This is a genomic window from Fulvivirga ulvae, assembly GCF_021389975.1.
Classification (GTDB): Bacteria; Bacteroidota; Bacteroidia; order Cytophagales; family Cyclobacteriaceae; genus Fulvivirga; species Fulvivirga ulvae.
On sequence record NZ_CP089981.1, the window covers coordinates 4,761,133 to 4,775,398 of the forward strand.

Consider the following 14,266-nt stretch of genomic DNA (forward strand, 5'->3'; position numbering starts at 1 on the left):
TAATAAGACAGGTAATGAACGGCCTGGAATTTTGTATTGGGCAAAGTTGAAGCTTGTTCTGTTTACCACTGAAAAACTAACTTACATACATGAAAAAAGTTGATACTAAGAGCATAAGGAGCGGAACTTCACAGGAAAACAGGTTTCTCAAAGCCTTAGATTTTGACTATGTTAAAATAGATGAGCGGTCCTTTGAAGACCTTCTGGTCTTTGCCTATGGATTCTCAAAGCTGATAAATTTTTATAACCCTCAGGGGCAAGTTGATGGAGACTGGTCAGATTTTTTAAATGACGAAACGGTCATATTGGCTACTATCATTGATTCCAACCCTACCGAGATTGAAATCAGGTTTAAGAACAACCTGCAGAAAGCCAACCTCTTTTTAAATAAAAAGAAAAAGCTGGTTTACCTGCAAAAGTGTTTTGATGAGATTTATGGAATAGCTGCCCGTTTCGAAGCATGGTTACAGAAATTAAAGGCTGTTGAAAGCTTTACCAATGAAGAAATTGGTATCCGAAACGAAGTTATCAATGCTGTTTCATCCAAGCTTAGCGGCGCCTTGCGCAAACTTAAAGCCTTCGACAGTCTCGCTGAAGACAAGAGTGCTCTAGGTACCGGCATGGAACTGGACTACAGTATATTTTCCAATGTATGGAAGCTTGAGGAACCTGCGGAGGAAGATTTTGCGGTAATGGGAAAGACAACCGTAGATAAAGTAAAAAGCATCACCGAGGTTCTGGATCAGGTTTTCCAGGAGTTCTATGAGACCCTGCTTTACCTTAAAATAAAAGCTCCTGAGCATCTTTCCCAATCCCTGAAAAGTGATAAGCATTATCCTGAAGTGGCCCTCTTTCTGGCTTTTTTGAAGCTTTTTAAAATAGCCCAGGGCGACATTAACAACCTCAATAAACGACACCTGGAATTTTACTATTCTCAGGTGTTAAAACAACAGCCTAAGCCTGCCGTGTACGATAAGGCTTATTTGAAATTCAGCTTGTATGATACTGCATTTTCTGCAGAAGTAAAGAAGGGGACAGAGTTCCTGGCTGGTATGGATGAGGAAGGTAATGATATTATCTATAAAGCAGATCATAACCTTATCGTTAACAAAGCCAAGATTGAGAAGCTTAATACGATATATATTAATAACAACCCTTTAAATATTAAAGGGGTTAAAAAGGATCTTTACAGCAACATTTTATCCTCCAGAATCCCGCTGGAGAAGCAGATAACAGAAGATGAAGCACAACCCCGGCTGAAGACTTTTGCTACATTCGGGGAAAACCAGGAAACCAAGGGAGAGGATGAGAAAACCATGTCCACTGCCAATATTGGTTTCGCAATATCCTCACCAAATCTCCTGCTTAGCGAGGGAGACAGGGAGATCAGCCTTACATTCCACTTTACCAATGACTCCTTTGCCAAGCTTCAGCAATACCTGAAAGATATTGCTTATGTGAGCGATGCAGATGAGAATGAAACTTTCATAAAGATATTTATGGAAGCTTTCCGTATTGATATGTCAACAGATAAAGGCTGGCATAGAATTGACAATTATGTGGTCAAGCGCAACCAGAGCAAAAGTACATTGACCCTGAGTTTCGATATCAAAAGTTCGGGACCGGCAGTGGTAAATTTCGATAAGGCACTACATTCTGGTGAATTTGACCATAAAGCACCTGTTATACGGTTTGTACTCAACAGTGATGGCTATATATATCCGTTTAGCCTTTTAAAGAGCCTCGTACTTGACAGGTTGGTCATAGATACCAATGTAAAAGGGATGAAGAACCTGATGCTTCACAATAATGTCGGAGAGATTAATGCGGACAATCCGTTCTATCCATTCGGGCCTATTCCCGGGGTTGGATCATACCTGCTCATTGGTAGCAATGAAATATTTCAGAAGTCGATTAACAATTTAAAGGTTAATATAGAATGGTACGATTTACCTCGTGGTAATACCGGATTTAAAGAATACTATGACAATTACGGGCTGGATATTGACAATGCATCATTTGAGGTAGACCTTTCTGTGCTGGATGGAGGACGTTGGTTCCCTATGCAGCCGTCGGAACGTCAACGTTTTAAACTATTCAGAACAACAGACAACCCTCTGGCTGAAGAACCAAAGCCTGAAGGGGAGCTTCATGATAAGACTTTCATTGATAACGTTGATATAGACATTATCAGCCGTACGCCAAACTATTCTAAAATTAATGACAGCCTTACCTATAACAATATGGTGCAAAGAGGCTTCATTAAGCTGGAGCTGACAGGGCCTCAATTTGCTTTTGCGCACAGCGTATACCCTACGGTGCTATCAAAAATGGCTACCAAGAACATCAAAAGGTCATTCCTTAAGAAAAAAGACCCGGATGAAGATGAGGTGCCGAACCCTGCATATACTCCGTTGATCAAATCATTGTCACTGGATTATGGTTCTTCATCGGTAATCTCATTTGACAGGTCCAAGAAGAACGATGATACGAGTTCAGTAGGATGCCTGTTCCATATCCATCCATTCGGTGAATGCCTTACTTTTCCGGATAACTCTAAGCAGAGTACTTTACTGCTGCCGGAGTACGACTTTGAAGGCTCATTGATCATAGGATTCTCAGGCCTTAAACCACCGCAAACAGTGACCATGCTTTTCGAAATGCATGATGAATTCACCGTATCTTCTGAGGAAGATCCGCCACTGATTGAATGGAGTTATCTGGTCAATAATGAATGGGTTCTCCTAAAGCCTTCAAGAATATTGAATGACCAGACCCAGGGCTTTTTAAAAACAGGCATTATCAGCATCGAGCTACCGTCTGACCTGACTAATGGCAATACGATCCTTGACCCGAATCTCCATTGGATAAGAGCAGTGGTATATAAAAATATAGATGTAGCTTCCAAACTGGTGAGTGTAACTACCCAGGTGCTTACAGCTACTTTTGACGATGTGAACAACACAGCAGTGAAAGGTCACCATTTGGATCAACCTTTACCTGCGGGTTCTATCAGAAGGTCAATGAACAACATCGTCGGTATTCAGTCTGTAGAGCAGCCATTGAAGTCATTTAACGGTCTGCCCGAAGAAAAGCCGCATAAGTTTTATACACGGATAGCTGAAAGGCTCCGGCATAAGAAAAGGGCTATCACTGCATGGGATTATGAAAGGCTTATTCTTCAGAAGTTCCATGAAGTATATAAGGTTACCTGTCTGCCTAACATGACAAGTAATAACCTGGACTCTCCGGGCAGTGTGCTAATAGTGGTTACACCTTATAACACTGACATGGCAAACCCTAACGAGCCAATGGCAAGTAGTGAATTGCTTTATAAGATCAAGTCTTATCTTCAATCCTTTGTTTCGCCATTTGTGAAGCTCGAGGTGCGTAACCCTAACTTCGAAAGGCTTAAGATCATTTGCTCGGTTAAATTCAAAGAGGGATATAATTTTGGTTTTTATATTCAGAGATTAAATGACGAAATTAAGCGCTACATATCCAGAAGCATATTGGATGGGGATAGAAGCGTAGACCTTGGAGGAAGAATAAATACTTCGGATATACTTAGCTTTATGAGGACGTTGCCTTATGTCGATTTCATCACCAAGTTCTCGATGATCCAGACAGCGCGTGATTTTGGAGGCCGGCATATGTTGCTGGATACCGCTAAGGAAGGGGACCCTAAGCCTTATCTGAACGCTACCAAGCCATGGTCGGTGTTAGTGTCGGCAAATGTGCATCAGATTACGGTATTGAATGAGAAAATGGAACAGCAATCGCGTCAGGCCGGTATTAATTACCTCGAGCTGGGTCAGGATTTCATTGTAGAGTAAAATTATATAGTGCTATTATAAATTAGATTATGTCTTTACAAAACAGGGATACATTAAAAGGATTTTTCAGAAAGGGCAGAATGCCGGCTGAAAATCATTTCAATGATTTGATTGATTCTATGATCAATAAAGTTGATGATGGGGTCGCCAAGTCTTCTGAGGAAGGCCTCATGCTGTCGCCGATCGGAGCATCAAAAAAGCTTTTGAGCTTTTACAAGAGTATTGAGGACAAAAGCCCGGCCTGGAGTATGGCAATAGGAGAGGGAGACGGCAATCTCAATATTAACAACCACCTTGGAGACTCCATAGTATCTATCAAAAGTGAAGGTAAAGTTGGGATCAACAACGACGATCCAACCTATGAACTGGATGTAGAAGGCACTATAGGCATTAAATCAAGAATAGGTACACGTTATCAGGGGAAAATCCCTGCTGATGGGGAGTGGCACCCTGTACTTACAGGAATGAACGGCTGCCATGCGCTTGAAATTGTAGCAGGTGTTGGCAAGAAAAAATCCGGCCGTTATGCTTTGATCCACGGTCAGGCACTTAGTACATACGGTAAATCAAAGAATAAAATCAACATCACACAGGCGTATTATGGTGTTCGCAGTAACAGGATAGAACTGAAGTGGACCGGAACAACGTATGACTTTAACCTGGAGATGAGGACAAGGTCAAATTATGAAGGTAACTTTTTTGTACGTTACTATATCTCCGACTTATGGCTCGATCACTTCATGGACGAGGGCGTAGAGCTGGAGTAAAACAGATTGAACCGGAGAGGCAAGAACTGAAAAAACTGTAAGCATGGAAAAAGTAAAGTTTGAGGTTACGCTGGATGAAGCGAAAAAGATATTTGAAGCACTGGGAAAACTGCCTTTTGCTGAAGTCTATGAGTTGATAGGAAAGCTTAATGATCAGGCCAATGATGGCTTTAAAAACAATGCCACTGGCAATAGGGAAAATGGGTATAACACAAAAGATCAAAACGATTTTTTGAAATAAGCAATTAACAGCCATATGGAGGAACCATTATTTATAGGTAAAGAAGAAGCATTAAAACAAGGTGAGGACTTTGATTATTTAAGGGCTGAAGGTATTAAATACATTCAGGAACTTACCGGCTCATACTGGACGGATTACAACGAGCATGACCCGGGTGTGACTATCCTGGAACAATTGTGTTATGCACTTACTGACCTGTCTTTCAGAACGGAATTTAAGATTGAAGACCACCTGTTTGATGATAAGAACAGGGACCATTCCTTTCTCAAGCCCAATGAGATCCTGCCATGTAACCCGCTTACTATCAATGACTACAGAAAGCTTATCTTTGATTCTGTCTTTGAAATAAGCAATGTATGGATCCAACCAATTGATCCTGCCGAAAACTCGATCAATGGCCTGTACAAAATACTCCTTGACCTTGATGAAGGTGTCAGAGATAAAAACACCAGAAACAACGTAATTGCCAAGACAAAAGATGTTTTCTGCGATAATCGCAACATCTGTGAAGATATTGAAGAAGTAAAGATATTAGAGCCGGTTTACGTATCCATTCATGCCGATGTAGAAGTTGACGGCATGCATGATATTGAGTCGATACTGGCCCAGATCTTTTTTAAGGCTGATGAATATTTAAGCCCTGAGATCAGGTTTTATTCATTGAAGGAGCTGCTTAACGAGGGACTTCAGCTGGATGAAATATTTAATGGCCCTCTCCTGAAACACGGCTTCATTAAATCTGAGGAACTATATCCGAAACCAGATAAAATACTCATCTCGGAAGTCACCAAGATCATTATGCAGGTAAAAGGTGTAGTGAGTGTGAAAAACCTTTACCTGAAAATTGGTGATGAGATCTACGAGAACCAGGTCAATATTGAGGAACACCAGATAGCGAGGCTGGTAACTGATGTGGAGGACAAAGCATCCAGGCATCTGATCCAGTTCATGCGAGGTGTAGTTAATTACAGTTCTTTAGACGGTAAAGTGGTCAAGCGCAAGCTTAATGAGATGAAATCGGCAACCAAGCGGGTTTACCGTCTCTCAGAAGGCGACATTGAGCTTGATAAAGGAAAAGAGTTGCATATTGAGGATTATTATTCATTACAAAACCAGTTCCCGGTCACTTACGGCATAGGAGAGTATGGTATACCTAATTCACCTTCTCTTTTGAGAAGGGCACAGGCTAAACAGTTAAAAGGATATTTGCTACTCTTTGAGCAGATCATTGCTAATTACCTGTCCCAGCTGGCACATGCCAAGGACCTGTTTTCTGTCAGGAAGAATGTAGGACAAACTTACTTCTTTCAGTCCCTTGATAATGTACCTGATGTAGAACCTCTGTATAAAGATGAGTCAGGAATTGTAAATGACCCACTGCTGAAAGAATACAGTCTGCCTGCCAATTATAAAAAAGGTCTGGGAGAACTTGTCAGGTTAAACGACAACTTCGTAGACCGAAGGAACCGTTTCCTTGACTATCTACTGGCAGTACATGGGGAGTCTTTCTCACAGTATTCGTTCTCTCAGTTTAATCACTATTTTGATGATAAAGAATTTGAGCTGCATCTGATCCAAAGTAAGGTAAGGTTGCTGAAGTCATTGGATACGCTGAATAAGAACAGGGCGAGGGCATTTAATTATAGAAAGAAGAGTATTGATACCGATAACATCACAGGCATGGAGGCCAGGATCGCCATTCTTATGGGGTTAGGTGTCAGCAGTATTAATGAGATCAATGAATATCATGCTCACTCACTTCTTAATCATTATACTGAGAAAGGCTTACAACTAAAGTCAGAAAGTGGCAGTAAGGCGGAAATCAAGTCATGGAGCTCCAGGGGTAGTCTGAAATCAGCTAAAATTGAAGTAGACTATGTGTTAAGGTACTTTGATTATGTGGATGAAGAAGAGATAAACCTTAACGATTTTGATGAAGAGTATAAACTGAACCTGCTTAAGCAAACTCTTCCTTTTAAAAGTAAAACCATGGTCACTGACTTCCTCAGGGAAGGCATGGACCTGATTAATTTCAGGATTGGTAAAGGAAAGGAGTCAGGAGAGCATCATGTGGTTTTCAATAAGCCATCTACTGATGAGTGGTTACTTGTAGCATCGTCAAAAACTTATGAGGATGCTTTAATAAGTGTACTTGAGTTAGTAAACACTTTGAAAAAGCTAAATATGCAAAGCGAAGGCTTGCATATGGTGGAGCATACTTTGCTTCGTCCTGAGGTTACTGATAAAAGATTCGGGATTTATCTTCTTGATGCTGACCGTAAAAGCTTCTTTAGAAGCACAGGCTTATATACCTTTAAAGAGCGCGAAAAGGTTATAGAGGCCTTGAGGCCTGAGATAAAAAAATATGAGAACTACTCTGTTGAGCGTAGAGAGGATGGTGACTTTGAAGTACACTTTAAAACCAGCGATGGTAAAATCCATCTGGTAAGTCTTGCATTCAGAGCATCGGTTGAAAGGACGCACGAGAAAATGGAAATGCTTTACAGGCACCTTTCAGATACCGACGATATTATACCTTTTGAGCATAAAATAGGCCTTTTCGTACAGCATTCTAACGAAAGCAGAAGGATACCCGAAGAGTTCTACTCGTTTAGAGTTAGTGTGGTGTTCCCTTCCTGGACCAACAGGTTCAGTGATGATGAGTTCAGATCCATCATAGAAGACACTGTAAATATGCACTCCCCGGCTAATATTGCATCTTCAATTTTCTGGTTCGACCCTGCAGATATGGAGACCTTTGAAAGTTTATATTACAACTGGATGGAGGAGAAAATGAATGAAAATGGTACCAAGGGCGATGGTAAATATAAAGCTGAGCTTTCTGAGTACCTGTTCTCACTTTATAGAATAGAGAGCTAAACCTCAAGGCTGGAGGGTTATAGTTGAGATAACCTTCTGGTTTTTCAACTATGGCCGATAACCTTCATACCATACAGAAACAGTCGTTTGAAGTTGATTTTCCTTCAGAAAATAAGGCCTATGAGTTTCAGGAGCGGTTTAGCAAACTGGTCAAAGGAGATATATCCAAAATTATTGAGACTGTTTTTGACAGGGTAAATCCGGAAAACGCCATACTGAGAATAGCAAAACTTGAAATTGACCTCGGGACAGTAGACCTGAATAACCTTGAGAAAGAAGTTGTTTTTAAGCTGGAAAGAGAGCTGTTAAGGGCTCTGGAGCGTAAAGCTTCTATGATAAAAGCGCAGCCGGTCCGGGGAGAGGATGAGCTGGTTACTGCCCAAAAATCACTGCTTGAAGTTTTTATCTTTTACCTGCAAAGTGGCACATTGCCATGGTGGGGTAGATACATCCGGGAGCATGGAGTGGGAATAGATCAGGTGTTTGATCTGCTGCTCGAAAAAGATACTGCGAATACCGTGAGGGAAGTTATCCCTGAGCTCAGGACCAGGTCGGTCAGGAACCGTTTTATCAGTCAGTTCAAGGATGAGCAGTTGCTTCGTTTTGTCGAGGTGGTATATACTTCCAAACGCCGTTTGTTCAAGGATTCTTTAGAGGTAATCACCTCAGTTTTTAACAGTCTGAAAATCACCTCCCCTCAGGTTAGTCGTGTGCCTGTACGCGTGATCTTTTGGGAATATGTGATAGAGTCATACATTGCCATCTCACCCGGAGCTTCCGTGGAGATGTATGATACGCCTTTCAACGAGAAACTTGTATCTTTTATCATAGACCATCCTGAGGTTAACCCCAGAGAGCTGCGAAGTGCCGTGTTTGCCACTGCCTTGAAACCTGAGGCCAAGGGCACAATCGTGGAGAAAGCGTTGAAGCAGGCCCTGAGAAAAGTGGAGCCGGCCAGGCCTGAGAAAGAGCAGGTGGAAGAGTTAGCCGAGGAAGATGTAAAGGAGTGGATAGGGAAATGGTATGAAAAGGTTTCAAAACAGCAGTTTGAAGCATTTCTGCGTAGGGAATTGGCAGCAGATAGTCAATTTGTAATGCAATTTGTAGAAAATGCGATCAGGCTATTTAAAACGCATGGTTTAGTTCAGTCTGAAACTGCGCTATTGAAGTCTCTCTACCGATATGTGGTAGATTATATTTATGTTGAAAAGAAAGGCAAGGTAGGTTCCCTAAACAAGGTTGACTTTTTATCCTTTGCTGCTGATAAGATTGCCGACCACGCAAAGATTGAGCCTGCAAGTGCTGTGGAGGTACTCGGTGAAACCTATGAAGAGGTATCTGAAAGGCCTCGGAAAAGGACCTATACCCAGCAGGAAATTATCCGTTTCTTTTTGCTTTTCGGTGCTTTACCTGCACATACTAAAATACGCCGGTTTGAAGACCTTACTGCTATTATCATGCAGTTGGAACCTGCGTCGGTCAGGGAAATTATCTCCAATCTGGATCCACTTATCTTGCCCTTGGTAGCAAAGCGCGTACGCTATCAGTTTGAAGACAACATCGCCCAAAAGATTTTTAAAGCGTCTCCAGAACTCAGGCTTGCCGAAATTGTAGAAGAAAGCTTCAAATCACCAATAGAAGCAACCTTGGCCAGGCTTAGTGAGCAACATGGCAGGTTGTACGGTCAGCTCAGGCAATTGATGGAAGATGAGGTGAAGGAATTGCCGGAGGAGATTCAAAAAATATTGACAGAAGCCGTCGAAGAAGCGGAGGCTCTTGGTTTTATCCGTCAGGGAAAATTCCCGGCATCGGCTACCGGAACTGAGCCGGCATTAGGGCTTGACGTACAAACCAGAAGCAGACTGGTGGCAGGAATATACCAGCTCTTAAAGGAAAAGCCCGGGGTATTTGCTGATACTGCAAAGAAGGCAGTACAGGAAGAAGAGATACTTACACTTTGGATAAAACATTTGCCTGATGACCTGTTAATGCGGATTGCCCATGCCATTGCTCCGGCGGCTATTGAAGAACGGGTGCAGTGGGTGGACCTGTTCATTGCCAGGGAGATAAAGGAGAAGTCATACAGGGTCACGCAGATGGAGCTTAGGCAGTTGGAGTGGAAGCATATACTAGCTTCAACCACGGAAGAAATAAAGCGGCTGGTATCGCTCCAGGAAGAGGCCATGGAAGAAACGAGGAGGAAAGAGAGAGAAGAAGCTGAAGAGGACATTGAAAAGGTTGTAAAGGAAGCACTAGAAGAGGAGCAGGAAGCTGAGTCTACTGATAAGGAAGTGAAGGAAGAAGAAGAAGAAAGAAAAAGGGAAGAACAGAAAAAGGCTAAAGCGGAAGAGGAGAGAAAGAAAGCAGAAAAAGAGAGGCTGGAGCGCGAGAAGCAGGAGAAGCTTGCTAAAAGGCTGGGTAGGGAACCGATTTATATCAATAATGCCGGGCTGGTATTGCTGCATCCTTTTTTGTCCCGGTTATTTAATATGCTGGAGCTTTTGGAGAATAAGAAGTTTAAGGATACTGCGTCTGCCCATAAAGCAGTGCATATCCTTCAATACATAGCTTATAAGGATGACAAGACCCAGGAATTTGAGCTTGCTTTGAATAAGGTGCTTTGCGGCCTCGACATCTTTGAACCCCTGGACAATGCTTATAACCTTGAAGATAAGGAAAAAGAGTTGTGCGAGAGCCTGGTTAACGGAGTGATTCAGAACTGGCCGACGTTAGGAAAGACTTCTCCGGATAATTTCCGGGTATCTTTTCTGCATCGCGAAGGTAGGCTGGAGCAGGCCATGAATGGAGGCTGGCAGCTTTATGTAGAGCAGAAGGCCTGGGATATATTGATGGACACTTTGCCGTGGTCGGTCAGCATGGTAATATTACCATGGATGGAAAAGACGCTTGCAGTGGAGTGGAGGTAAGCATTTTAGTGAAAACTATGATGTATTTACTGTATGTTCTGTTTAAATTTACCTATTAATATTGAAAATGGATTTTAATCTGATTAAATTGATCTCTATGTCTACTAAAAAGATATTATTTCTGGTTGCCTTTGCTGTAAGTGGATTATTGGCGACTGATGGCTTTGCTCAGAGTGTTGAGGAAGCGGTAGAGAAAAGCGCAAAGGATGCGGCAAAAACCGCCATAGAAGAGGTGGAGAATGAAGTAAACACAAAGCTGGAAAAGAGGAAGGCGAAAAAAGACAAAAAGAGAAAGAAATTGGAGGCCAAGCCGGAAAAGGAGGTAATAGAGGCTCAGAAGAAGGTCACTAAAGAGGCTGAGGAACAGGAGCAACCCCAAACCCAGGTACAGGAAAGTCAACCGGATAAGCCGGAAGAGAAGAGCAGTAACGAAGTGCCTGCCAATGGTGACCGGACCCAGGCTTACCTTGAGGATTTTAAGAAGCTTGATGTAAGCTATATCGGTAGCACGCAAAACTGCGTAGGCTATAATGTCTATGCTATTAAGTACAAAAGAACATGGTTCCTTGCAACCAATGTTAATGAATCCCCGGTACTATCCGTGTTTGTTGAGAAGCCACCGAGAACGGAAGATGTGTTTCCCGTTGCTTCTCCTTTCTTAGTGGAAGGTTTGAAAGGAATTCTGGTCAACCAGTACGCTAAAAAGAAAAACAGGAGAAAGAAAGTAAAAGACCTGCAGTTGTATGGCTTCTATAAACTTAAAAGACCAGGAAGGCAGGCTGCAAAAGGTTTACTTCTCATCGAGTATCCGAAAGAGCTTAATAAAGAGCCTGATTTCTTCCTCTTTAAAATGTTCTATGATATGTTTAATAAGAAGAAAGAGGAAATGAAGCCTGATCCAAATATTCAAAAGCAATTTGAGGATAAGTTAAAGGCCCCCTTAGATAAAGCCAAAGAAGAGCTCAGCACTGTTGCGAAATAAGGCCACCTTCTAAAATAACGAAACCCCGCTAATAGCGGGGTTTTTTATTTAAAGCTATATACAACATCCGGAAATCAAATATTGAGAAGCTAATGTAAATGGAGCAGCATACATTAAGTTAAGCTAAAGATCAAAATGAACCTTCGATAAGTAAGTACTTTCTCCGGCCGGCTTTTTAGAGGTGTCTATTATATTCGGAATGTACATTTGAGGTCTGTGAATAAAAAGAAAGGGGCCGGCTGGCCCCTTCGTGTATTACGTTAACTGGTTACATTATTCACTACCATCTCCCGGAGTGCTGCCCTTGTCATCAGTTTTGATAAATTCTATTACATTGTTATTGTTAATACGAGCAGTTCCTAATATAATCAGACCCCGATCTGCAGATTCCTTAACAAAATTACCGGAATCGTCATAGTCGCCACCGAATGCTTTGGACCACAGCAGTTGTCCCAGGGAGTTTGTTTTTAACAGATAGATATCACTTGTGCCTGCTGCTGTCTGGGTTTTACCCACTACGGCATATCCACCGTCTGAGGTACGTGATACAGAGTTGCCCTCCTGTGAAAAAGTTGAAGAAAGGTCAGCAGCCCATTTGAAGGTACCTTTGTCGCTTATATGGACAAGCAATACATTGGAATCCCCGTTATTCACAAACGACCTGCCTGTAATGATGTAGCCACCCGTAATTTTTTTCATATCGCTCGCAATTGACTGAGCACTACTTATTTCTTCCTGATAGGTGTAATCCCATATCAGACTTCCGAGTGAGTCGGTAGAGACAATTCTCATATTCTGAGAGCCATTTCTATTAAGGGTTCCACACCATACCAATTCACCTGTTTCATTTTCAGCAACAGAAGTCACTGCATCGAATTCATCGATCAGACCATATGTATTGCTAAAGAGTTCATTGCCGGAATCGTCAACTTTTTTGATAAGCATATCTTTATCCGAAGCGCTGTTTTCAATGGTTCCGATTAACAGATACCCGCCGGACACCGAAGGTATAATACCGAGCCCTTCTTCGTTCTTGGTACTGTCTCCATAAGTAAACGTAGCGACTTCTTCTCCTTCAGCATTGATGCGCATAAGTAAAAAGTCAGTAGTGCCGTTTGAAAGCGTAGTATGCCCAAATATAAAGGCATCACCATTGGAGAGCAATTCAATATCCTTGCTGGTTTGGGCCAGGGGTTGCTCTATTTGCTTTTGCCAGATTTTGTTTCCGTTGGCATCAGCTTTGACTATAATGATATTGGTACTGCCATCTTCCGTAGAGTTTGTGGAGCCGGTGAAGATAAAATCTCCATTCTCAGCCTGTACTGCAGCGTAGCCGTTCTCATCATTTACATCTCCGAAGAATTTGATGAATTGCCCTGAGTCATCAGGTTCAGCAAATGGGTCGACCTCGCAGGATGTATAGCTCAGGATTGCTAAAATGGATAGCGTTGTTGTATATAAAAGGTTAAGTGGACTTTTCATGTTTACTGTTAATCTTACTTGTTGCTATTTCTTTGATTTTTTAACTAACAACTTGGGCTTATACTTTGGAATCAGGTAACCCACGGTAAATGAGTAGTTGTTGATACTGAAATCATTATCCACATACAGGTAATCATAGACCAGCGTGGTATTGGCCGTTCTATTGTCTGGGTTTACGGCATTATTCAGGCCATACGAGTAACGGAAGTCAACTACCAGATAGCCTCTTCCGATTATATTTTTTAATTTAACGCCTGCACCTACGGCAGCTGCATAATTAATGCTGTTACGTTGCTCGGCCAGGTCAATTGAAGGCCCGGAAACTTCGCGCTGATTTTCTCCGCTTACAGCATCTTTTCTAAGTACATCAGCTTCGGAGCTAAGGAGGTAGCCAACAGAACCTCCGAGATTCACAAAAGGAGTGATGTTATTGTTTTTCCCATAGTCACCTATGTTATACTTTACAAAAAGAGGCAGCTCTACCAAGGTTTGTGTCTCTTCAAAATTGAGATCGGCAAAGCCTAATATCAGATCTCTGTATTGATATTTTTTTTGACTAAAGTAAATCTCAGGAGCAACTGACACTTTTTTTGAAAGTGGTACTTCTAAAGCCAGACCCACATTGAAGCCTGGCGTATAATTGTATTTCCCCCTTTTTACAGAAGAATCATCAACACTGAAATTTTTAGAAACATTAACTGCAGTGATATTGCTACCGGCCTTACCTCCCAACAGGTATACAGGGGTGGTACGAAAAGAATTGTACAAATTAATGAACTCCGAAGGGTCAGCAATTACATCAATTTCATATTCGGGGTTTAGCGAAAGAAAGGAGGTCATCGCATCGGCTGCTTTGTCACTTTCATTAAAGTATAGGTAAGTATTTACCAACAGTTTATAAGCAGCTATTCTTTCTTCTTTATTAAACCCTGATTTCAGACAGGAAGCCAGTTGCTCAGGCACCAAATCGATGCGCCCTCTTTCGTAAGTTAGCTGGGCTTCCCGTAAGGTTTGTGAACAGCTACTCTGAGTTTGGGCAAAAGCCTGTAAACCAAAAGATGCTGAAATGATTAGGGTAAATATGGTTCGTTTAAGCATGGTTATTATATAGCCGTATATTTCAGGTTTAGTAATGTGATGTTTAGGTGAAA

8 protein-coding genes are annotated in these 14,266 nt (G+C 41.9%); 6 read left to right on the plus strand and 2 right to left on the minus strand.

Going from position 1 to position 14,266, the window contains the following annotated elements; genetic code table 11:
* The first annotated feature begins 89 nt into the window (after positions 1-89).
* From LVD17_RS20185 to LVD17_RS20210, 6 genes are all read left to right on the plus strand, one after another.
* Positions 90-3,836, plus strand: a complete 3,747-nt coding sequence (locus tag LVD17_RS20185) for a baseplate J/gp47 family protein (protein WP_233760817.1) — start codon at positions 90-92, stop codon at positions 3,834-3,836.
* A 29-nt stretch (positions 3,837-3,865) separates the two neighbouring features.
* Positions 3,866-4,603, plus strand: coding sequence for a hypothetical protein (locus LVD17_RS20190; RefSeq protein WP_155174690.1), 738 nt, complete (start codon positions 3,866-3,868; stop codon positions 4,601-4,603).
* A 43-nt stretch (positions 4,604-4,646) separates the two neighbouring features.
* Positions 4,647-4,844, plus strand: a complete 198-nt coding sequence (locus LVD17_RS20195) for a hypothetical protein (protein WP_233760818.1) — start codon at positions 4,647-4,649, stop codon at positions 4,842-4,844.
* A gap of 15 nt (positions 4,845-4,859) precedes the next feature.
* On the plus strand, positions 4,860-7,724 hold the full coding sequence (locus LVD17_RS20200; RefSeq protein WP_233760819.1) for a baseplate wedge protein: 2,865 nt from the start codon (positions 4,860-4,862) through the stop codon (positions 7,722-7,724).
* 50 nt (positions 7,725-7,774) lie between these two features.
* Entirely contained in the window at positions 7,775-10,651 is a 2,877-nt protein-coding gene (locus tag LVD17_RS20205; protein ID WP_233760820.1) for a contractile injection system tape measure protein, read from the plus strand.
* A gap of 97 nt (positions 10,652-10,748) precedes the next feature.
* A complete protein-coding gene (locus LVD17_RS20210) occupies positions 10,749-11,633 on the plus strand; it encodes a hypothetical protein (protein WP_233760821.1) in 885 nt (294 codons plus the stop codon).
* A 273-nt stretch (positions 11,634-11,906) separates the two neighbouring features.
* On the opposite strand, the gene LVD17_RS20215 is transcribed toward LVD17_RS20210, so the two are convergent.
* Positions 11,907-13,115 carry a hypothetical protein gene (locus LVD17_RS20215; RefSeq protein ID WP_233760822.1) on the minus strand — a complete coding sequence of 403 codons (1,209 nt, stop codon included), beginning with the start codon at positions 13,113-13,115 and terminating at the stop codon, positions 11,907-11,909.
* A 24-nt stretch (positions 13,116-13,139) separates the two neighbouring features.
* Positions 13,140-14,213, minus strand: a complete 1,074-nt coding sequence (locus LVD17_RS20220) for a porin family protein (RefSeq protein ID WP_233760823.1) — start codon at positions 14,211-14,213, stop codon at positions 13,140-13,142.
* Between the last annotated feature and the right edge of the window lie 53 nt (positions 14,214-14,266).